14 protein-coding genes and 2 tRNA genes are annotated in these 23,375 nt (G+C 47.5%); 15 read left to right on the top strand and 1 reads right to left on the bottom strand.

The window, feature by feature from the left end:
* Positions 1-19 precede the first annotated feature (19 nt).
* The 7 genes from AWU56_RS11280 (at position 20) to tilS (ending at position 9,831) form a co-directional block, all read left to right on the top strand.
* A tRNA-Asp gene (locus AWU56_RS11280) sits at positions 20-96 on the top strand.
* 26 nt (positions 97-122) lie between these two features.
* A tRNA-Asp gene (locus tag AWU56_RS11275) sits at positions 123-199 on the top strand.
* A gap of 170 nt (positions 200-369) precedes the next feature.
* A complete protein-coding gene (locus AWU56_RS11270; protein WP_286682570.1) occupies positions 370-2,559 on the top strand; it encodes a M3 family metallopeptidase in 2,190 nt (729 codons plus the stop codon).
* Positions 2,560-2,658: 99 nt separating this feature from the next.
* Positions 2,659-3,951 (top strand): NAD(P)/FAD-dependent oxidoreductase, encoded by a 1,293-nt coding sequence (locus tag AWU56_RS11265; protein WP_006956674.1) that lies wholly within the window; start codon positions 2,659-2,661, stop codon positions 3,949-3,951.
* A gap of 75 nt (positions 3,952-4,026) precedes the next feature.
* Positions 4,027-7,506 (top strand): DNA polymerase III subunit alpha, encoded by a 3,480-nt coding sequence (gene dnaE / locus AWU56_RS11260; RefSeq protein ID WP_286682569.1) that lies wholly within the window; start codon positions 4,027-4,029, stop codon positions 7,504-7,506.
* Positions 7,507-7,521: 15 nt separating this feature from the next.
* A complete protein-coding gene (gene accA, locus AWU56_RS11255; protein ID WP_286682568.1) occupies positions 7,522-8,478 on the top strand; it encodes an acetyl-CoA carboxylase carboxyl transferase subunit alpha in 957 nt (318 codons plus the stop codon).
* 9 nt (positions 8,479-8,487) lie between these two features.
* Complete coding sequence (tilS, locus tag AWU56_RS11250; protein ID WP_286682567.1) at positions 8,488-9,831, top strand: tRNA lysidine(34) synthetase TilS; 1,344 nt, start codon at positions 8,488-8,490, stop codon at positions 9,829-9,831.
* Here tilS and AWU56_RS11245 read toward each other — a convergent pair.
* Positions 9,803-10,732 (bottom strand): GGDEF domain-containing protein, encoded by a 930-nt coding sequence (locus tag AWU56_RS11245; protein WP_286682566.1) that lies wholly within the window; start codon positions 10,730-10,732, stop codon positions 9,803-9,805. The two genes, tilS and AWU56_RS11245, sit on opposite strands and share 29 nt — an antisense overlap.
* A 155-nt stretch (positions 10,733-10,887) precedes the next feature.
* Between AWU56_RS11245 and AWU56_RS11240 the strand changes: the two genes are divergently transcribed.
* The 8 genes from AWU56_RS11240 to AWU56_RS11205 all read left to right on the top strand — a co-directional run bounded on the left by AWU56_RS11240 (position 10,888) and on the right by AWU56_RS11205 (position 23,243).
* The gene (locus tag AWU56_RS11240) at positions 10,888-12,852 is read left to right on the top strand and encodes a monovalent cation:proton antiporter family protein (protein ID WP_272978538.1); all 1,965 of its coding nucleotides are present in this window, start codon (positions 10,888-10,890) and stop codon (positions 12,850-12,852) included.
* 150 nt (positions 12,853-13,002) lie between these two features.
* The gene (locus AWU56_RS11235) at positions 13,003-14,268 is read left to right on the top strand and encodes an efflux RND transporter periplasmic adaptor subunit (protein WP_286682565.1); all 1,266 of its coding nucleotides are present in this window, start codon (positions 13,003-13,005) and stop codon (positions 14,266-14,268) included.
* A gap of 12 nt (positions 14,269-14,280) precedes the next feature.
* The gene (locus AWU56_RS11230) at positions 14,281-17,460 is read left to right on the top strand and encodes an efflux RND transporter permease subunit (protein ID WP_272978541.1); all 3,180 of its coding nucleotides are present in this window, start codon (positions 14,281-14,283) and stop codon (positions 17,458-17,460) included.
* Between the two features lie 158 nt (positions 17,461-17,618).
* The gene (locus AWU56_RS11225) at positions 17,619-18,338 is read left to right on the top strand and encodes a DUF599 domain-containing protein (RefSeq protein ID WP_006955711.1); all 720 of its coding nucleotides are present in this window, start codon (positions 17,619-17,621) and stop codon (positions 18,336-18,338) included.
* Between the two features lie 4 nt (positions 18,339-18,342).
* Positions 18,343-19,374 (top strand): succinylglutamate desuccinylase, encoded by a 1,032-nt coding sequence (gene astE, locus AWU56_RS11220; RefSeq protein WP_286682583.1) that lies wholly within the window; start codon positions 18,343-18,345, stop codon positions 19,372-19,374.
* A gap of 145 nt (positions 19,375-19,519) precedes the next feature.
* Positions 19,520-20,707: a thiamine pyrophosphate-dependent dehydrogenase E1 component subunit alpha gene (locus AWU56_RS11215; RefSeq protein ID WP_006955709.1), complete on the top strand. Its 1,188-nt coding sequence runs from the start codon at positions 19,520-19,522 to the stop codon at positions 20,705-20,707.
* Positions 20,707-21,684, top strand: a complete 978-nt coding sequence (locus AWU56_RS11210) for an alpha-ketoacid dehydrogenase subunit beta (protein WP_006955708.1) — start codon at positions 20,707-20,709, stop codon at positions 21,682-21,684. Before AWU56_RS11215 ends, AWU56_RS11210 begins: the two co-directional genes overlap by 1 nt.
* 11 nt (positions 21,685-21,695) lie before the next feature.
* Positions 21,696-23,243, top strand: coding sequence for a dihydrolipoyllysine-residue acetyltransferase (locus tag AWU56_RS11205; RefSeq protein ID WP_286682564.1), 1,548 nt, complete (start codon positions 21,696-21,698; stop codon positions 23,241-23,243).
* The last annotated feature ends 132 nt before the right edge of the window (positions 23,244-23,375 follow it).

Genomic DNA, 23,375 nt, shown 5'->3' with positions numbered 1-23,375 from the left:
CCCAACACAGTGATTTAGTGGAGCGGTAGTTCAGTTGGTTAGAATGCCGGCCTGTCACGCCGGAGGTCGCGGGTTCGAGTCCCGTCCGCTCCGCCATTAAGTCACGCACACTCTGAGAATGTGGAGCGGTAGTTCAGTTGGTTAGAATGCCGGCCTGTCACGCCGGAGGTCGCGGGTTCGAGTCCCGTCCGCTCCGCCACTTCTCAAAAATTAAAGTCCCACGTTGGGGCTTTTTTTTTGCCTGTAATTCATGCCTTCCTAGCACTAGTCGAAAAAAAACGCCGTTTGAGCGTTACGCGCTTGCCACTGTTACAATATAACCATAAAGTAAAGAAATTAAATATCACAATAACAAGTTAGGAGATAACTATGCGTAAAACGCTCGTAGCCGTTGCTATTGGTACAGCGCTATCGCTCGCCGCATGTAGCGATGCTGAACAACAGAACCAACAAACTTCACAACAAGCTGAAACCGCGCAAGCGGAACAAGCGAGTAAAGACGTTGCTCAACAAAATCCATTTTTTGAGCCTAGCCCACTGCAGTATCAAGCACCTGATTTCGATGCGATCAAATTCGAACATTTCGAACCTGCATTTGAGCGCGGCATGAAAGAGCACATGGAAGAGATTGAAGCAATTGCTTCAAACTCAGAAGCTCCTACCTTCGAGAACACCATCGTTGCGATGGAAAAATCAGGCCAGATCCTGAATCGTGTAAGCGCTGTGTTTTATAACCTTTCATCTTCAAACAGCGACGATCAAATTCGTGATTTGCAAGTCAAGTTAGCGCCGAAAATGTCAGCGCATAGCGATAATATCTCGCTCAACGCAGACTTGTTTGCACGCATTAAAACCTTATATGACAAGCGTGAATCACTGGGTCTAGATACGGCTTCTTTACGTTTGCTTGAAGATACTTACAAAAGCTTTGTACGTTCAGGTGCACAACTCAGTGATGCGGATAAACAAAAAATCCGTGATATCAATGAGCAGCTATCAAGTCTCACTACCGAGTTTCGCAACAACTTGATGAACCTGACACAAGAAAATGTTATCTACGTTAAGGATAAAGCGGAGCTGGCAGGTTTGAGTGATAGCCGTATTCGCTCGTTAGCTAGTGCTGCTGAGAGTCGCGACCATAAAGGTGAGTACGCCATTGTATTAACTAATACCACGCGCCAGTCGATTCTAGCAGAGCTCGAAAACCGTGAGTTACGCCAGCGTGTATGGGAAGCTTCAGCTAACCGTGGCACTGGGAACACGAAAACAGACCAACGTCCTCTAGTTAAGAAACTCGTTGAGTTACGTGCTCAGAAGGCGAGTTTATTAGGCTACGATAGCTGGGGAGATTACACCTTAGAAACCAATATGGCAGGTAACCCAGAGGCCGCACAAGACATGCTACGTGACTTGGTTCCAGCGGTTGTATCGAACGTTGAGCGCGAAGCGCAAGAAATTCAAGCAGCTATCGATGCAGACGGTAAAAACTTCGAACTGAAGCCGTGGGATTGGTTCTACTACGCCGAGAAAGTGCGTGAAGCTAAATACGCAATCGATGGCGAACAAGTTAAACAATACTTTGAATTCAACCGTGTGTTAAAAGATGGTGTGTTCTATGCGATGAACCAGCTGTTTGGCATCACATTTAAAGAACGTGATGATATTCCAGTTTATCATCCTGACGTTGAAGTCTATGAAGTGTTTGATGTTGATGGCTCAAGCTTAGGCCTGTTCTATGCCGATTACTATGCGCGCGAGAGCAAGCGTGGTGGTGCTTGGATGAGTTCATTCCGCAGCCAATCAGAACTGCTTAATCAAAAGCCTGTTATTCTCAATAACATGAACATCACAAAAGCACCAGAAGGTGAGCCGACCTTATTGAGCTTTGATGAAGTATCCACGATGTTCCACGAGATGGGTCACGCGTTACACGGGATGTTCTCTGATGTGAAATACCCGTCACAAGCGGGTACTAACGTACCGCGCGATTATGTCGAGTTCCCATCTACGTTCCAAGAAGACTGGACTTTGAATCCTAAAGTAATCGCTCACTATGCTAAACACTATGAGACCGGCGAGCAGATTCCACAAGAGTTGCTTGATAAAGTACTTGCGGCACGTAATTTCAACCAAGGTTTTGACACCTTAGAGTACGTTGCGGCGGCCTTGCTCGATCTGGAATATCACACAGTACCGGCGGGAGAAGATATTGGTGATGTGGGCGAGTTTGAGCAAAAAGCCCTTGAAGAAAATGGTGTAGCGGTTGAAGCGGTGCCACCGCGTTATCGTTCGACCTATTTCGCACATGTCTTTGCAGGCGGCTACTCTGCTGGCTATTACGCTTATATGTGGAGCGAGGTGCTTGCAGCAGATGCATTTAAGTATATGAACCAAAATGGTGGTTTGACGCTAGAAAATGGTCAAGCATTCCGTCGCGATATCTTATCGCAGGGTAGCAGTAAAGATCCGATGCAGCAGTACATCGATTGGCGTGGTCAAAAACCGACTGTTGAAGCCCTGCTTGAGCGTCGTGGTTTGACGGAACCAAAAGTTGACTAAAAACATTTAGTAAATCTGTAATATAGTGCTGTAAATAAAAGCCACTGGCGTTATGATCGCCAGTGGCTTTTTCATTTATCGGCAGGGATATTACAAGCAATGACAGAAAAAATTGTCGTGGTTGGAGGCGGTGCAGGTGGTTTAGAGTTGGCGACCCAATTAGGAAGAAGTTTAGGGCGCTCCGGTAAGGCAGAAGTGTTATTAGTTGATAGAAATAGCACGCACGTTTGGAAACCGTTACTGCATGAGGTTGCATCAGGTGCGCTTGACTCGCGACTCGCAGAACTTGATTACCGAGGACAAGGAGCTCGTTCTGGCTTTCGGTTTATCGTGGGCACGCTGGAAGCCGTTGATAAAGACAATAAAACCATTACTTTAGCGGCGATAGAGGAAGAAGGCGAGGAAGTGCTGGCACCACGCACTTTAAATTATGACAAGCTTATTCTATCCGTCGGTAGCGTCACTGCTGATTTTGGTACGCCAGGCGTCGCTGAACATTGCTACTTCCTCGACTCAACGGCGCAAGCCGATGCTTTTCACCATCATCTTTTGAACGAATTCTTGCGTGTTAACCAGGCACTCGAAGATGGTCATGATGTCACCCTAGACGTCGCTATTGTAGGCGGCGGTGCCACCGGTGTTGAACTTGCTGCTGAACTAGTACATTCCGTGTCTCTGCTGTCAATCTACGGTTTAGGCCACCTCACTCGCGATCGACTGAATATCACGTTAGTTGAAGCAGGTAAGCGCTTATTACCCGCATTGCCCGAGCGTTTATCACAATCGGTGCATAAAAAGCTTAATAAACTCGGAGTAAAAGTGCTGCTTGGTAACCCCGCCAAGGAAGCCCAAAAAGGTCAGTTGGTACTTAATGATGGACAAAGTATCAAAGGCGATCTAATGGTGTGGGCAGCCGGGGTTCGAGCACCTGATTTCTTGACGGAATTGGGTCTGCCAACGCGGAAAAATAATCAGATCGAAGTTGACTCGTTCTTACAAGCAAAAGGTGCCGATTCAATTTATGCATTGGGCGATTGTGCCGCCTGTGCCATTGACGAAAACCGCTTTGTCCCACCGCGTGCGCAGTCGGCTCATCAAATGGCTGACTGTCTTTATAAAAATATCCGTCGCATGCAAAAAGGCAAAGCGCCCAAAGCATTTAAGTACAAAGACCGTGGCTCATTGGTATCGCTCAGCCGATTTTCGGCCGTAGGGAACTTAATGCAAAGTAAGAGCTTATCGATGTCTATCGAGGGCACGCTGGCGCGTTATGCTTATGCGAGTCTCTACCGCATGCATCAACGTGCGTTACACGGCTGGTGGAAGATGCTGCTCGTTATTGCTGTGGATAAGCTGAACCACGCGGTTAAACCCCGTTTAAAACTGCACTAAGCATGTACTTGAATAGCCCGATAAGGCAGAATATCGGCTTAATATTCAGCATGCAGTTTACCAATTAGGTTTTTAATGGCAGCAGATACTTCTTTTGTTCATTTAAGAATTCACAGTGACTTTTCAATGGTGGATGGGCTTACTAAAGTGAAGCCCATTTGTCAGCGTGTGGCGGACATGAATATGCCCGCTATGGCGCTTACCGATCAAATGAACTTTTGTGGTCTGGTGCAATATTATGGCGCAGCTCACAGCCAAGGTCTCAAGCCGCTTATCGGGGCTGACTTATGGGTATGGGGTGACTACCCCGAAGGTGAGATTTTTCGCCTGACCGCATTGGCAATGAACAATGATGGATATCAGCAGATTATCCAACTTATTTCAAAAGCCTATTTGCGCGGTCACGTGCAGGGCAAGCCGGTGATTGATAAAGCCTGGCTGGCGCAGCATAATGACGGCATCATTCTGCTCTCGGGCGCGCGCGAAGGGGATATTGGCCGAGCGTTGTTGAAAGGTCATCAGGAACCTTTGCAAGAGAGCCTGGCGTTCTATAAGCAATACTTTCCTGAGCGATTTTATCTCGAGCTTATTCGTACCGGTCGCGCAGAGGAAGAGGCGTATCTGCATAGTGCGGTTCAACTCGCGGCAGAGCATGATTTGCCGGTAGTCGCGACGAACGAAGTGGTATTCCTCGAAGAAGAGAACTTCGAAGCACACGAAATTCGAGTCGCTATTCATGATGGCTATCAACTCGGTGATAAGCGACGTCCCAAAAAATACTCACCACAACAGTACTTGCGCAGTGCTGAAGAAATGCACGAACTGTTTGCCGATTTACCCGAAGCGTTGGAAAACACCGTTGAAATCGCAAAACGTTGTAATGTCACCATTCGTTTAGGTGAATATTTCCTCCCGGCGTTTCCCACAGGTGATTTAACGGAAGGTGACTACCTCGTTAAGGTTTCGCGCGAAGGTTTAGAAGAACGACTAGAATTTTTATTTCCCGACGAGGCAGAACGTCAAGCAAAACGTCCTCCTTACGATGAGCGCTTGCAAACCGAACTCGATGTCATTAACCAGATGGGGTTCCCGGGCTATTTCCTTATCGTCATGGAGTTTATTCAGTGGAGTAAGGATAACAATATTCCTGTGGGGCCGGGTCGTGGTTCAGGTGCAGGCTCGCTAGTCGCTTACGCGTTAAAAATCACCGATCTCGACCCGCTCGAATTTGACTTACTATTCGAACGTTTCTTGAATCCAGAACGTGTTTCAATGCCAGACTTTGATGTCGATTTTTGTATGGATCGACGCGACGAAGTGATTGACCATGTCGCAGAACTGTATGGGCGCGACGCGGTATCACAGATTATTACCTTCGGTACGATGGCCGCTAAAGCCTCGATTCGAGACGTGGGGCGTGTGCTGGGTCACCCTTACGGCTTTGTTGATGGCATCTCTAAATTGGTGCCTGGCGATCCAGGCATGACGTTGGCAAAAGCCTTTGAGCAAGTGCCCGAATTGGGCGAACGGTACGATGCCGACGAAGAAGTCAAAGAATTGATAGATTTCGCTCGTATCTTAGAGGGCGTGACACGTAACGCAGGTAAACATGCGGGCGGCGTGGTCATTTCGCCGACCACTATTACTGACTTTGCCGCACTCTATTGTGATGACGAGGGTAAAAACCCGGTTACTCAGTTTGACAAGAACGATGTGGAATCGGCGGGACTCGTAAAGTTTGACTTTTTAGGGCTACGGACATTGACCATCATTCAATGGGCATTGGATATGGTTAATGCACGCAAGAAAGAGGCGGGCGAACCGCTCATTGATATCAACGCAATTAGCTTAAATGACAAACAGTGTTTTGATGTGCTCAAACGCGCTGAAACAACAGCCGTTTTTCAGCTCGAATCAGCTGGAATGAAGAAGCTGATTTTGCGACTGCTGCCGGATAGTTTTGAGGACATCATCGCGTTGGTAGCGCTGTTCCGACCGGGCCCTCTCGAATCAGGTATGGTTGATAACTTCATTGATCGTAAGCACGGGCGAGAAAAAGTATCTTATCCCGATGAAACGTATCAACACGAGTGTCTCGAGCCGATACTCGAGCCAACTTATGGCGTTATTTTATACCAAGAGCAGGTGATGCAGGTTGCCCAGGTGATGGCAGGCTACTCGCTCGGTGGTGCCGACTTGTTGCGTCGTGCGATGGGTAAGAAGAAACCGGAAGAGATGGCGAAGCAGCGAGAGGTATTCCGCGAGGGCGCGCACAACAATAATATCGATCCCGAGTTGGCGATGAAGATCTTCGACTTGGTGGAGAAGTTTGCGGGTTATGGTTTTAACAAATCGCACTCCGCGGCCTATGCTTTAGTCTCTTATCAAACATTGTGGATGAAAACTCATTATCCTGCGGAATTCATGGCAGCGGTCATGTCGGCGGATATGGATAACACCGATAAAATCGTCACCCTAGCGGATGAATGCGAACGCATGGGCTTAGTGTTGCTTCCACCGGATGTTAATAAAGGGGTGTACAAGTTTACCGTCGATGATGAACAACGCGTCGTTTACGGTATTGGCGCAATTAAAGGCGTGGGTGAAGCACCGATTGAGGCCATTTTAGAGGCACGTAATGAAGGGGGTCCATTTACGGACTTATTCGATTTTTGCTGTCGTGTCGATCTCAAGAAACTCAACAAACGTGTTTTAGAGCGTTTGATTCGTGCGGGTGCGATGGATAGCTTAGGTCCGCATCGTGCCAGTTTGATGGCTTCCCTTGAAAAGGCAATGCGGCAAGCTGTGCAACACCGGCAGGCTGAAAGCATTGGGCAAGCTGATATGTTTGGCGTGCTCACGACAGAGCCTGAAGCCGTTGAGCACGAATTTGAAAAAATAAAGCCTTGGCCTGAAGCGGTATGGCTCGAAGGTGAGAGAGAGACCCTAGGTCTGTACTTGACTGGACATCCTATTAACCGTTTTCGAGCAGAATTGCAGCATTACGTGGTCGGGCAGCTTGCTAATGTTAATGAGACCCGTAAAAACGAATACGTGGGAGTAGCCGGCTTGGTAATTGACGTTCGTGTGATTACCAACAAACGTGGGCAACGCTTTGCGATTGTTACATTAGACGATAAAAGCGCACGTATGGACGTGATGCTGTATAGTAATGAATACGAAAGTTACCAACACGTGCTCGAAAAAGACAGAATTTTGTGGGCAAAAGGTGAGGTACGATTTGATAACTTCTCTGGCAGTAATAGAATGGTCGCCAGAGAAGTAATGACAATTGAGCAGGCGCGTGCCAGTTTTGTTAAACATTTGGCGATCACGGTGACCGGTGAACAAATTGAAAAGGGTATGACTAAGCGTCTCGCTGAGACAATGCGACCCTTTGCACAAGGCACCTGTCCAGTAAAAATTCATTACCGAGGTGAACGCGCGTTGGCCTCGATGAACGTTGGGGCTCAGTGGTATGTTGAGCCGACTGACGAACTAATACATCATTTACACGATCTACTGGGTGAACAGTGGGTCACGCTCGAGTTTTAGAGGAAACATTAAATAATGAGCCTAAACTTTTTGGATTTTGAACAACCGATAGCCGAACTCGAAGCCCAAATTGAAGAATTAAAGAATGTTGGCGAACGTGGTGAGCTTGATATAAATATCGAAGAAGAGCTCCAACGGCTTAAGCAAAAGAGCAAAGAGCTGACCGAGAAAATTTTCTCTGAGTTAGGCGCTTGGCAGGTTGCGCAGTTAGCGCGTCATCCTCTGCGTCCTTATACACTGGATTACATCAAGCGCATTTTTACTGAGTTTGATGAAATGGCAGGCGATCGTGCTTACGCAAACGATGAAGCAATTATCGGTGGTGTAGCGCGACTTGATGGCAGACCCGTGATGGTTATTGGTCAGCAAAAAGGGCGCGAAACCAAAGATAAGATACGTAGAAACTTTGGTATGCCAAAACCTGAAGGCTACCGAAAGGCGTTGCGCTTAATGGAGACGGCTGAGCGTTTTAATATGCCCATCATCACTTTTATCGATACACCGGGCGCGTATCCCGGGATTGGCGCAGAAGAGCGTGGCCAGAGTGAAGCGATTGCGCGTAACCTGAAAGTCATGGCGCGTCTTACTGTACCTATCGTTTGCACCGTAATTGGCGAAGGTGGCTCCGGTGGTGCCTTAGCGATTGGTGTCGGTGATCGGGTGAACATGCTGCAATACAGCACGTACTCTGTTATCTCGCCAGAAGGTTGTGCGTCTATCCTATGGAAAAGCGCATCAAAAGCCCCGCTTGCAGCAGAAGCGATGGGGGTTACCGCAGATAAAAGTAAGTCATTAGGCTTAATAGACACGATTATTCCAGAACCTCTGGGCGGTGCGCATCGCAACATGGACGAAATGGCGGACCGATTAAAGGCGCAACTAAACAGTGACCTTAATGACTTAGTGGGTCTCGATAAACAACAATTACTCGATCAGCGCTATCAGAAGTTGATGTCTTTCGGCTATTGCTAATCAGTCATTATGAAGAGCGATACGCTGTATTCTAAATTCCAGCACAGTTTACAGCGCTTAAATCTAGTGCCCGGGCAACAACTCGTTGTTGCCTTGGGTGGTGGTGCCGATTCACAAACCGTACTCGACTGTTTGAACCGATTCAGACAAGCGAACCCGCAATACGAATATCTCGCTATCCATCTCGATCACCATTTTCATCCTCAATCTCCGGCTTGGGCAAAAACGATTAAAGGAAGTGTCGAAAGTTATGGTATGGCGTCTCACTTTGAAGACCTCACCTTTATAGAGAAAAACCGAGTATCGAAAGAGGCCATGGGGCGTGAGCGGCGTTATCAGCGTTTGGCAGAACTCACGGCAGATAATGCCATCATTTTGCTAGGACAGCATCGAAACGACCAAATTGAAACCTTTTTATTGCAATTGAAACGAGGCAGTGGGCCCCGAGGTCTCGCATCGATGGCTGAGGTCCAGCCATTTGTTGGTCAACGGAAACTGGTACGGCCGTTACTCGAAGTCAGTAAACAAGCTATCCTGAAGTACGCGCATGAGCACCAGCTAACTTGGATAGAAGATAATACCAATTATGATACGCGCATCGAGAGGAATTATCTGAGGCACAAAGTAATACCTCAATTAGAGCAGCGCTGGCCACAATTCGGGCAAAGTGTGCTGCGTTCAGCCGCGTTATGTGCAGAACAAGATGCTTTACTCGATGAGTTGCTAGCCGACAAACTTAACAACGCGTGGTGCTCTCATGCATGGCTAAATACAGGTTTAAGTTTAACGGAACTTGCTCATTTTTCTGAACCACTACAGCGCGCTGCGATACGCTATTGGCTGACACACCAGACGGGATGTGAACGCATGCCGTCGCAAGCTCAATTGCATCAAATTTGTCAACAAGCGCTGAGCGCTGCAAATGATGCAAAAGTCGCCGTTAACCTGGCCTCCGGCTGTGTATATAGGTTTGCTAATGCGCTTTGGTGGTTTGAACACGCTGACCAAGAGATGCACATGTCAGGTCACCGTGTGCAGTTACCGCACCCTTATGGCGAGCTCGTTTGGCAACTAAACGGCGCGCGTGTAGATGAAAACTCACCTGTGTTAGCCCGTCTCACCGATCTGTCTGCGGAATTGAAATCAATCAAACTATACCAGCCCGAGCGCGACGGCGGTAAACCCATTCGGGCGTGGTTAAAGCAAGCGCGCATTCCGTGGTGGTTACGAGAAGAATTACCGATTATTCGTTCCGGGAGTTGGTTGTGGTTACCCGGAGTCGGATGGCTGAATGAAGTAAGTGGTGAGCAACCTCCGCTCATCATTAGCATGCAGCAGGGCGATGAGGACTAACATCGCTACGTCCTTCATAAAAATGACGTGCGCCACCTGCATGTTTCGCCGCATACATATTTTCATCAACTTGCGCTAACACCTGTTCAGCGCTCAAATAAGGTTGAATACAGACCGATCCAGCACTGAGTTTAATATCATATCGGTTTATCAATCTGTGTTCGCATAATCGTTGTTGCATTCGTTTAAACGTGTCGTGAGCGGCACGTAATGAGGTGTGCGGTAATATAAGCAGAAACTCATCACCGCCATACCTTATCGCGGTGTGATGTTGATCAATTTCATCGCCGATGATTGCGGCAATTTGTTGTAAAATAGCGTCACCAACATCATGACCTTCGCTGTCATTGACTTGCTTAAAGTTGTCTAAATCAATCATCATTAACGTATGCTCATGCTGCTCAGCGGAATGAATGAGCTCGATGATACGCGACCGCACGATAGTTCGATTGAATAGTTGTGTCAGTGGATCACGAGCGGCGAGTTGACTCACTTTGTGAAACGCTAATAAATTCTTAAGTGGAAAGACGAGATGTGAGTGTATTTTTTTTAACCGCATTTTTTGAAGAAACGAAAGCGGTTGTGAGAACGTGTAAGTCATCTGTCCGAGTAACTGATCATCAGCGTAAACCAACACCGCATGTTGGTATTTTGGTTGACCCTGCCAAAGGGCAATAGTGTGCTGTAGAGATGGGCTCTCGAAGCGGATGGAATGGATTGGCACACGCTTATGCAAATGCGAACCATAGATTATAAAGAACTCATCAACGTTCAAGGTCGTTTGTAGTCGCTCGGAGAGAGAACGCGACCGTTGCCAATCTTCACGACGTGACAGATGACTCGATAATTTCTGTGGCATGCTGCATTGGGTGTTTTGTTTTATCGTTATTTTATTCAACATGACGACGACTTAACTGAAATAAAAATAGATTTGAGCAAAATCTATGCCAACTATATAAAAGCGTAATAGTATCAAAAAGTTAAATTAGTAAAACGATTGTCATCCAAACAGTGTTATTATTTTGACAGGATGAAAATAACGATAAGGGGCAGCCTATGTACGGTACATTTGCCAGTTTACTGATGTTACTTGCAGTGGCCGTGGTTCTGGTTTGGGCATTTCGGCGCATAAAGCTACCCGCTATTTTGGCGTATCTTACCGCGGGTGTGATTGCAGGACCCGATGTAATGGGTTGGATAGCCGATCCAAACGAGTATCACCTGATTGCTGAACTGGGTATTGTACTGTTGCTATTCTCGTTAGGTCTTGAATTCTCGCTACCGAAAATGCTCGCTATGCGGCGTTGGGTATTTGGCTTAGGTTCGGCTCAAGTGCTTGTTTCACTGGCCTTATTCATGGGCCTAGGACTTTGGTTGCTTGATAGCCCAACAGCCGCACTCGCTGTAGCTGGAGCGCTGGCGCTTTCGTCAACCGCAGTGGTGATAAAACAGCTCAGTGAAAGCTCGCAAACGGCAACGCGACGCGGACAAATGACCGTTGCCGTATTGTTATTCCAAGATATCGCGGTCGTTCCGCTATTAATAGCTATTCCTTTGTTAGCTGGTCAAGGCGGCGAGAATATCGCTTATAGCCTATTGCTTGCGCTATTAAAAGGCGCTGCCGTGATTACTGTACTCCTATTAATTGGCAAGTGGGTGTTGCCGTTCCTATTTAGAGAAATCGCCCGGCAGCGCACTGACGAATTATTCGTCTTAGCAACGCTTTTAGTGGCGTTGGTTGCTGGCGGTTTGACGCATTTATTTGGTCTGTCGATGGCGCTGGGGGCCTTTTTAGCCGGTATGATGCTTGGTGAAAGTAAGTACAAACATCAACTCGAAGCCGATATTCGTCCTTTCCGTGACATTTTAATGGGACTGTTTTTTACCACCGTCGGTATGCAACTGTCTCTGCATGCTGTGGTATTTGAGTTTCACTGGATAGTCGCCACTTTGCTGGTTATGGCGCTAATTAAGGTATTGTTGATTCAAGGTGTAGCGCGCATGATGGGTGAACACCGACGTGATGCATGGGCTGCCGCGGTTTCGCTGTTTCAGATGGGTGAATTTGGCTTCGTACTTGTCTCTTTGGCGGCGTCTTACGGGCTTTTAGAGCCTCGGATCAGTTCCATTCTGATTGGTGTGGGTGTGTTAAGTATGGCGATTACCCCACTAGTCATTCAAAAACTACAACCTTTGGTAGCGTTCTTGGCACACGATGAAGGTGATTCATCAGGTATCCACTCGGATCAATCCGAAGAGGAACAAGCGGCTCCGGCACTTATTTGTGGTTTCGGACGGGTCGGGCAGACCGTATCACGATTCTTGGAAGCCGAAGGTATTAAACATGTCGCGATCGACAATGACCCGATGCGTGTGCAAGAAGCGGTGGCAGGGGGCGCGAAAGTCTATTTTGGTGATAGCGCTAAGCGCGATATCTTGCGTGCCGTTGGGGCACAACATGCGCCATTAATCGTGATTAGTTATGCCGATGACACCTATGCGATAAAAACACTAAAAGAAATCCGTGCCATGAACGAAGACGCGTTTATTTTAGTGCGAAGCCGCGATGATAGCCGTCTGACTGCGTTGCAAGAAGCCGGCGCTTCACAGGTTGTGCCGGATACGCTAGAAGCGAGTCTGATGTTGATATCGCACGTGCTGAACCGCTCCGGCGTGCCTATTCGTCGCATTCTCACGCGCCTAGAACAAGAGCGACGTAACCACTATGGCGATATGCATGGCTTTTTCCCAGGCTCGCATACGGATATGGATCCCGAACGGTTAGAGAAACTACAATTTTTACACGCCGTGCCGCTACCTCAACACGCATGGGCGGTTGGTAAGTCGGTCGAAGATTTAGATTGGTCTAAACGTAATGTAGAGCTTAAAGCTATTCGCCGTGATGATGTCGAAGTGACTGATTTAACAGATCAAATTGAGTTAGCAGTCGATGATGTTGTGTTGTTAAGTGGTAAACCGGCTGCGGTGGAAGCGGCAGAGCGGTGGTTACTTGAGGGGTAACAAGGGTTTCAGCTGAGTTTGTAATAGTCCGTTACAACTTAGGGGGCGAAACTCATAAATAGCAACACATCTGTGCTAACAATTTACATTTATTACGGCGATAATAAGGCTATAACAAAATATTCTTAACCAATTGACTGAGCGACAATTATGAAGATTAAGAAAAGAGCCTTTATCCCACCCGTTATTATACTTCTATTTATCGGACTCGCCGTGTTGGCGAGTATGATGGGTAAACCTCCCGAGAAAAAACAAAACGTAAAACCGGCCCCAATGGTCGAGGTGAAAGAGGTCCAGCCTGAGAATATGACATTTATTGTTGATTCACAGGGAACTGTAAGACCTAAGCACAGCACTCAGTTACTTTCTGAGGTAAGCGGTCAGATCATCGACATCGCTGATAACTTTAATGCCGGTGGCTTTTTCAGCAAAGGCGACATGTTGTTGCAGATTGACCCAAGTGATTACAAGGTCGCTGTTCAACAAGCAAAAGCACAGTTGCTACAAGCGCAGTCTGCACTTGAGGAAGAAAAAGCACGCGCTCGTGTCGCTGAAGAAGAGTGGGCGATGTTTAAAGACGGTGAAGCGCCTGCATTAGGTTTACGTAAACCTCAGCTTGCCAGCGCACTTTCTGCGGTTGAATCAGCTGAAGCTAATTTAGCAATGGCAAAACGCAACTTAGAACGTACGACAATCCGCGCGCCTTTTGATGCTATCTTGCGGTCGAAGCAAGCTGACTTAGGTCAGTTTGTCGGCTCAGGCAGTCAAGTTGCTATGTTATATGGCACCGGTACCGCCGAAGTTCGCCTGCCACTGAGCGACTTAGATACGACGTATCTTGACATGCCGAGCGAAGGTAAACAGCCGATGGTACACCTTCAGTCGATGGTGAACGGTATCAGTACTGATTGGCAAGGGCGCTTGGTGCGTACCGAAGGCGTGTTAGATGAAAATAGCCGCGTTGTTTATGGTGTTGTGGAAGTTAAAGACCCATACAACCTTGATGGCAACACACACAATGCACCGCTACGCTTTGGCCGCTTTGTCGATGCTAAGATTGAAGGTCAATCGGTATCGAATGTCATGAGTGTACCGACTTATGCGATCAACGAAGATAGCTCAGTTTGGATTGTCGATGAGGAACGTGTTCTTAAGCATCGTACCGTACAAGTCATTCGCACCCAGAGTAATGATTCAATCATCAGTGGCGGACTCGAGCGTGGTGACAAGGTCGTGTTAACACAGTTAGCTAATCCGTTGCCTGGCACACCTGTTCGTTTAGAGGGTGATCCGCTCCCGTCACAGATGGAGTCGACTGCACAAAAAGAACAACAAGAAGGCGATAACCAGCCATCAGCAGAGTCGGATAGTGGCGAAGCCGGCAACGAACAAACGGCGAGCAACGCGAACCGCTAAGAGGTCATGACAATGAGTACAGAAGATACCAATAAGGGCATTATTGCATGGTTCGCGCGTAATTCGGTTGCCGCTAACCTGCTATTATTCCTAATTGTAGTTGCGGGCGCGATGTCTATATTCAGTGTCCGCAAGCAAATGTTTCCGGAAATTTCACTGAACGTAATCAGTATTCAGGTGCCATTTCCAGGTGCTGCGCCTCAGGAAGTTGAGCAAGGCGTCATCATGTTAATCGAAGATGCGCTTGAAGATGTCGATGGTGTTGAGGAGATGACATCGCGATCTCAAGAGGGCCTTGGCTCGGTCACTATCGAAGTCGAACCCGATTACGATGTGCAAGTGGTGATGGACGAAGTTAAAATGCTGGTGGACGCCATCCCGAACTTCCCACAACAAATTGAAAAGCCCAACATCTATCGCGTGCGACCTAACCGCAACGTGATCTGGATGACTGTTTACGGTGATGTGACGGAGCGGCAACGCAAAGAGTTAGCTAAAGAAGTCCGAGATGATCTTAAGCAAGTGGGCGGTATCACCAAAGTCGAAGTGGTCGGTGCGCGTAACTACGAAATTGCGGTCGAAATCTCGCAAGAAGACCTTGAACGTTATGGCTTGAGCTTCCAGCAAATTGTTAATGCAGTGCGTGGTACATCGCTTGATGTCGCCGGTGGTTCTATCAAAACGCCCAATGGCGATATTTTATTACGAGCTAATAATCAGGCGTATGTCGGAGATGAGTTCGAGAAAATCGTTCTGATCAGTCGTCCTGATGGTACTCGATTAACCTTAGGTGATATCGCTCAAGTTACTGATGGATTCGTCGAGACGGAAGCGTTCACTCGTTTCGATGGTAAGCCAGCGACTTTTGTGCGGGTTAACTCGGTAGGCGATCAGAACGATCTTAAAATCGCTGAAGTGGTGAAAAACTATGCGGAACGTAAAAATGCTTCACTCCCTGATGAAGTAAAAGTCGCGTATTGGGGGGATTCGTCATATTACCTGCAAGGTCGTCTCGACCTCATGTTAAACAACATGTGGATGGGGGGGCTGTTAGTTTTCCTCATGCTGTCGTTGTTCTTGCAACTGCGATTGGCATTCTGGGTCATGATCGGTATTCCTGTGTGTTTCTTAGGCACCATAGCGCTTATGCCGCTGCCGATGTTTGATGTATCCATTAATATGATTTCCTTGTTTGGTTTCATATTAGTGCTCGGTATCGTCGTGGACGATGCCATTGTGATAGGTGAAAGTGCCTATACCGAGATTGAGGAAAAAGGGAAGTCGATAGACAACGTCGTTCGTGGCGCTAAGCGGGTTGCGATGCCAGCGACGTTCGGTGTTCTGACCACCATGGTGGCGTTCGTGCCTATGCTGATGGTGGATGGCGGTATGGGCGCGATTTGGGAGTCTATTGCTTGGGTCGTCATCCTTTGCTTAATGTTCTCGTTAATTGAGTCTAAGTTGATATTGCCTGCGCATATCGCTCATATGAAGTACTCAAAAGATGGCAAAGATAAACCGAATGCTTTTCAGCGCTTCCGTAACCGGTTTGCCGACGCTGTTCAGCGCTTCGTAACTGGCTATTATCGGCCGTTCCTTAAAAAGTGTTTGCATTATCGTTACACCACGCTCGCAACCTTTGTGGGGATGCTGATTTTGATGATTGGCTTAATCAATGGTGGGATTGTGCGCTGGGTCTTTTTCCCAGATATCCCGAGTGACTTTATTCAGGCAAACATTGAAATGCAGCCAGGAACGTCGGAAGAGCGTACTATTGAAGTCTTAAAAGCGGTCGAGAACGGGCTTAAGTCGGTCGATGACACTATCGCTGAAGAAGAAGGCTCAGGTGTTGTTCGTCATACCAATATTTGGATGAACGGTAATACCGGCGGCACTATCTTTGCTGAGTTGAAAAAAGGCGAAGAACGTGAGATCGACGGCTATGCGATTGTTAATAAATGGCGCGAAAACGTGCCAGAATTAGCCGGTGTACGTACCGTTAACTTCCAAGGTGGTATTGGCGGTGGCAGTGGCTTCGATATCGAGTTCCAGTTGACGGGACAAAATCTCAATGAGCTTAAATCTGCAGCGGACGAGCTGAAGCAAGTCATGTCGACTTACGATGGTGTGTTTGATATCGAAGATACATTCGGTGACGGCAAAGATGAGATTTTGCTCAAAACCAAACCACTCGCAGAAGCCATGGGTATTGATCTTGGCGAGTTGGCTACGCAAGTGCGTTATGCCTTCTATGGAGCTGAGGCGCAACGTATTCAGCGTGGCGACGAAGAAATTAAAGTCATGGTGCGCTACCCTGAATCTCAACGTCAATCGGTGGGTAACTTGCAAGATATGAAGTTACGTACAGCGGATGGCGGCGAGATTCCGTTTACCGAGTTGGCTGAGATTGAACACTCGCAAGGTTATGACACCATTACGCGTATCGATCGTCAGCGTTCAGTAAACGTGAGAGCTCGCGTGAACAAGGATGAAGTTGAGCCCTCTAGTATCGTGCAAGAGATCCGCAACGTGAAATTACCTGAGATCTTGGAGGGTCATCCAAGTGTTGGGTTTGGTTTGCAAGGCGCGACTCAAGATGAGGCGGAAGCGACTAGTTCATTGGCCATTGGTGGCGTATTAGCTATGTTTGCGGTATACGCGCTGATGGCTGTGCCACTGCGGTCATACAGCCAGCCGCTTATCATAATGTCAGTAATTCCGTTCGGTATTATTGGTGCGATTATTGGCCACTGGATTTTGGGTATGCCGGTAAGCATCCTGAGTTTGTTCGGCATCATTGCTCTAGCCGGGGTCGTGGTAAATGACTCTTTGGTAATGGTCGACTATGTCAACCGAGCGCGTGAAGAGGGTACGCAATTGCGTCATGCGGTGTTAGATGCGGGCTGTCGACGCTTCCGAGCGATTACTCTGACGTCGTTAACGACGTTCTTCGGCTTACTGCCAATCGTGCTAGAGAAGTCATTACAGGCGAAGATCGTTATTCCAATGGCGATATCCTTGGCATTTGGTATTATTTTCGCAACGATTATTACCTTGTTGCTGATTCCATGTCTCTACCTGATTTTGGATGATGCAAAACGCAACACGCAAACGATGTTGTCTTGGTATGGTTTGGCGAAACCACCAAAGCCCAAAGAAGAAACTACGGAAGAAGCATTAAAAGATTATTAATTTAATGCGCTGCAAAAGGCCGAGCCTCCGTGCTCGGCTTTTTTGTGTCTGGTTGAGGTACGATTACGGTTTAAATTTAAATTGCGCTCATCAAAGTTGTCATAAACTGTTAACATAAGCCGATTAATGTGGGCACAATTATCAGGCTCGGGGACGCTATGCTGCTATCAATGATCGACATCATTGTTTTGTTGTTCTTTTTTGTTTGCTGGATAGGTTATTCTCTGTTCGCGCGTAAGCGCGCTAAAACCACACACTGTTTGTCCAGTATTTTGTGTGAGTTGCGTATTGATTGGATGCGTAACGTGATGCACAAAGATAATCAAATTGCCGATGCATCACTTATCGGTAACGTCGAACGTACAGTGACGTTTTTCGCATCTTCGACCATTCTGGTGTTGGCGGGTGTAATTACCGTACTTGCGCATGCCGACCAGCTTGTAAATGTACTCAACGAACTACCGCTAACACCCACCGCTCATGTGAATATGGTGCAGTTTAAGCTTGCTGTACTAGCGCTTATATTTATCTACGCCTTTTTCAAATTTACTTGGGCTATACGGCAGTTTGGTTTCGTGTCAGTGTTACTCGGTGTCAGCGTAAATTATCAGCAAAATCAGCGCCCAGAAGAAGAACGGGAAGAGTTTGCTCGTCATGCTGCGAAAGTATTGGACCAATCCGGTCATGAATATAATAAAGGCTTAAGAACGTATTATTTTGCACTCGCGTACATGTCATGGTTTTTGCATCCGGTGATGCTGGTGATCTCAAGCGCCATCGTCGTATGGGTACTGTACCGACGTGAATATAAATCACGGGTATTACGTGACTTGCTAGCGACCAAAGGGTTTGTCCCCGGGAAAAAAGTGAAGGAGTAAGATGGTGGACCAAGTGTTTAGCAATTTTCTTAACTGGACTCGAGAACATGAGTGGGGCTACCCCGAGCAATTTCAGAAAACACTAGATAATGGTACTCAATTAACGGTTTGGGACAGTGGCGTGTTGGTTGTTGAACCGAAGCATGCCGGCGACAAAGATATTATTTTATCGTGTGCTGTTCATGGCAACGAAACCGCACCCATTGAAATTTGCAGCGATATTATTCAAGACATTATTTCGGGTAAGCAGACAGTCGCTCATCGCGTTCTGTTTCTAATTGCAAACCCGGCTTCAATTAATATTGAACAGCGGTTTGTTGAAGAAAATATGAACCGTTTATTTAGCGGTGCGCATAGTCAAGGTGATCAACAGAATAAAGAACGCGAGCGTGCGAAAAAAATTGAAGGCTATTGCGAGCGTTTTTACACATCGGCGCCACAGGGAGAACGTCGCCGTTATCACTATGATTTACATACCGCTATTCGCGACTCGAAGCGCGAAAAATTTGCCGTTCATCCGTTTACCGACGGTAAGCCGTATCATCGTGAGCAATTGCAGTTTTTACTCGCGTGCGGTGTTGATACTATTTTATTAAATCAACAGCCGACCACAACGTTTTCTTATTTTTCATACAACACCTTCGGAGCTCAGGCATTTACCGTTGAGCTGGGTAAAGTGAAAAAATTTGGCGAGAATAATCGTGCGGATTTCCAAGCGGCAGAAGATACGCTGCGTCGGCTAGTGGGTGAGCAAGCGCTTAGTTTCCCTGAGTTTGAACCAGAACAGCACTTTATGTTTGCTGAAGCGCAAACGATTAATCGTCAACACGAAGAATTTGAACTTAATTTCGCCGATGACGTAGCTAACTTTACCGCTTTTGACAAAGGCGACCTATTAGCGATTGATGGTGGCGAAAACATTTACGCACAGCATGATGGCGAACATATTATTTTCCCCAATGCGCAGGTGGCATTAGGGCAACGCGCTTTGTTGACCGTAATCCGAGTACCGACAGAATCACTCGAGCTGGTCTAATCTCCGCATAATATTTGTTAAAACTGTTCGTTTCCATTTACACTAGGCCCACTGGATATTCTCCCGTGGGCTGTTTGCATGACACTTTACGTAAAGGTAAAGTAGCGGCAAATTTACACCCTGCTTAAAACCGAAAGAGAAGGTTATGGCCAAGGATAAAAAACACAATACAGAGATAGTGACCCAGTCACAGTGGTTTGACAGTGACTCAGTAACTATTCCCATGTTGCAGCTTCTTAAAGAAGACGGCAGCTTACATAAAGGCGTTGAGATGCCAGAGTACGACAAGGATCTCATCGTTAAAATTCATGACACTATGCTGTTCATCCGTACCTTGGATGAACGCATGATTGCCGCACAACGCCAAGGTCGTATTAGTTTCTACCTGGCTTCGCGTGGCGAAGAAGCTGAAAGTGTGGCTTCAGCCGCGGCGTTAGACCAAGGCGACATGATCATGGGTCAATACCGTGAGCAAGGCGCGCTGGCTTATCGTGGATTTACCGTTGAACAGTTCATGAACCAGTTGTTCTCAAACGAACAAGATCTCGGTAAAGGGCGTCAGATGCCGGTTCACTACGGATGTCGTGAGCTTAACTTCATGACCATCAGTTCACCTCTGGGTACTCAGATTCCACAGGCGACCGGTTACGCGTTTGGCCAAAAAATGGATAAAACCGGCAAATGTACTATTTGCTACTTCGGTGAAGGTGCGGCATCTGAAGGTGACTTCCACGCTGCACTAAACATGGCATCAGTTTATAAAGTGCCGGTAATCTTCTTCTGTCGAAATAACGGTTATGCGATTTCTACACCGTCTCAAGGTGAGCAATACGGCGGTGATGGTATCGCACCCCGTGGTATTGGTTACGGCATCAAAACTATCCGTGTCGACGGTAATGATGTGTTTGCTGTGTTGAAAGCAACCCAAGAAGCACGTCGTCTCGCCGTTGAAGAAGACGAGCCTGTATTAATCGAGGCGATGTCTTATCGTATGTCGGGTCACTCAACCTCAGACGATCCGACCGGCTACCGTACGCGTGATGAAGAAGACGAGTGGAAAGTGAAAGATCCGCTTGAACGTCTGCAAAAGTGGATGCTGAACGAAGGTTGGTTGACCGAAGAGCACATCACCAGTCAGCATGAGAAAGTTAAAGCCAGCGTTTTAGCAGCACTGAAAGAGGCCGAGAAAGTGCCAGCTCCTCACATTGATGAACTTATCAATGACGTTTATGACCAACCGAATGAGTTGCTTAAAGAACAGCTTGAAGAACTTAAAGAACACATTCGCAAATATCCGGATGCCTATCCGAAAACGTCGGGGAGACTGGACTAATGGCTAAAATGAATTTACTACAAGCCATCAACAGCGCCTTAGACCTGGCGATGGCTAAGCACGACAACGTATACAGCTTCGGTGAAGACACTGGTGGCTTCGGTGGTGTATTCCGCGCGACCTCAGGCTTAACTGAGAAATATGGTAAACACCGTAACTTTAATACGCCGCTCGTTGAGCAGGGCATTATTGGTTTCGCGAATGGCTTGGCATCACAAGGCAGCTACGCCGTCGCAGAAATACAGTTTGGCGATTATATCTTCCCAGCGTTTGACCAAATCGTTAACGAATCAGCTAAATTCCGCTATCGCTCAGGTAACGAGTTTAACGTCGGTGGTTTAACGATTCGCACGCCGTATGGCGGTGGCATTGCAGGTGGTCACTATCACTCGCAATCTCCGGAAGCCTATTTTGCACATACGCCGGGCCTAAAAATCGTCATGCCACGTAACCCATACGAAGCCAAAGGGTTATTGCTGAGCAGTATCTTTGATCCCAACCCGGTTCTGTTCATGGAGCCTAAGCGCTTATACCGTGCTTCAACCGGTGATGTACCAGAGGAAGAGTACACGATTCCTCTCGGTCAAGCTGAGGTGGTTAAAGAAGGCGCTGACATCACGCTACTCGCGTGGGGCGCACAAATGGAAATGACTGAAAAAGCGGCTGAACTTGCTGAGAAAGACGGTGTTTCATGTGAAATAATCGATCTGCGCACGATTTTGCCGTGGGACGTAAAAACCGTCACTGAGTCGGTGTTGAAAACGGGACGTTTAGTTATCAGCCAAGAAGCGCCGATAACCAGCGGCTTTGCGAGTGAAATCGCAGCGACAGTACAGGATAAATGCTTCTTGTATCTTGAATCGCCGATTGCGCGCGTGTGTGGTTTGGATGTTCCTTATCCATTGTGCCATGAGAAAGAATATATGGCGGATCATCTGAAGATCTACGAAGCCATTAAACGCACGATGAACTACTAAGGGTCAATGTCATGAGTAAAGATTTTATTCTGCCGGATATTGGTGAAGGCATCGTCGAGTGTGAAATTGTTGAATGGCTTGTAGCCGAAGGCGATACCGTAAAAGAAGACCAGCCGGTTGTTGAAGTAATGACCGACAAGGCGATGGTTGAAATTCCTGCGAAGGATGATGGCGTTGTTGAGAAGCTGTATTACCAGAAAGGTGATATCGCAAAAGTTCACGAGCCGTTATTCCGCATCAACGCCGAAGGTGATGCTTCTGATGATGCTGCGCCGGCATCTGACGATGCTGCACCTGCTTCTTCGGATGATGCTGAAACCACTGATTTCATTCTGCCGGATATCGGTGAGGGTATCGTGGAATGCGAAATCGTTGAGTGGCTCGTCAGCGAAGGCGATGAGGTCAAAGAAGATCAGCCCGTTGTCGAAGTCATGACCGACAAAGCGACAGTTGAAATCCCGGCTAAAGAAGACGGCAAAGTGGTTAAGCTTTATCACAAGAAAGGTGATATCGCTGAGGTTCACAAACCGTTATTCGCACTGCAACCCGCCGGTGGCGTTGAGCCAAGCAAGCAGACTAAAGATTCAGCACAAGCGCAGCAGAAGAACACGCCAAGTCAGTCGGCTGATGGCGGGGCAGAGCCTGCGCAACCAGCGCGTCAAGGTAAGGCCGTTGCGAGTCCTGCGGTGCGTCGTTTAGCGCGTGAAAATAGCATTAACATCGCGGATGTGCCAGGTTCGGGTAAAAAAGGTCGAGTGTTAAAACAAGACATTAAAGACTTTGTCGCAGGTGATAAGTCAGCACCACAAGCGAGTACACAACAGCAAACGACGACTCCTGCACAGCAGAGCGGTGGTACGCGTACCGAAGCAATCCGTGGTGTGAAAGCGGCGATGGCGAAGCAGATGATGAACTCTGTCAGTACCATTCCGCACTTCACTTACTCGGACGAGTTTGACCTGACGAACTTGATTGCATTGCGTGAAAAACTCAAAGAGCAATATAAAGAACAAGGTGTTCGCCTTACGGTCATGCCGTTCTTTATTAAGGCGCTGTCATTGGCGCTGAAAGAGTTTCCGATCATGAACGCGCAGGTCAACGATGATTGCACGGAAGTCACTTATTTTGACGACCACAATATCGGCATGGCGGTTGATACCAAAATCGGCTTGTTGGTACCTAATGTAAAACAGGTACAAAACAAGAGTATTATCGATGTGGCAAATGAAGTGACACGTCTGACCCAAGCGGCACGCGAGGGCAAAGTACCACAAGCCGATATGAAAGGCGGTACCATCAGCATTTCAAACATCGGTGTTATTGGCGGCACGGTGGCAACGCCGATCATTAATAAGCCCGAAGCAGCGATTGTCGCTTTAGGAAAAGTACAAGAGTTGCCACGTTTTGATGCGAATGGTCAAGTGGTTGCACGTAAGATGATGACGGTGAGCTGGTCAGGCGACCACCGTATTATCGATGGCGGCACCATCGCGCGCTTTAATAAGCGTTGGCAAGAGTTTCTTGAAGATCCTACCAGCATGCTGGTGAATATGGTCTAACGGGACTGACTAGAAAAAAGGCGCTCCACAGAGTAATGCTTGTCAGTTAAGCTAACGACTAGCATTTTTTCTAGGCGACCGCATCGGATAACGTTGCGGTCGCCTTTTTATTGCTCGTGGATAGTGCCGTTC

Source organism: Idiomarina sp. T82-3, assembly GCF_001577655.1.
Classification (GTDB): domain Bacteria; phylum Pseudomonadota; class Gammaproteobacteria; order Enterobacterales; family Alteromonadaceae; genus Idiomarina; species Idiomarina baltica.
This window is presented reverse-complemented; position numbering and strand designations above follow the sequence as displayed.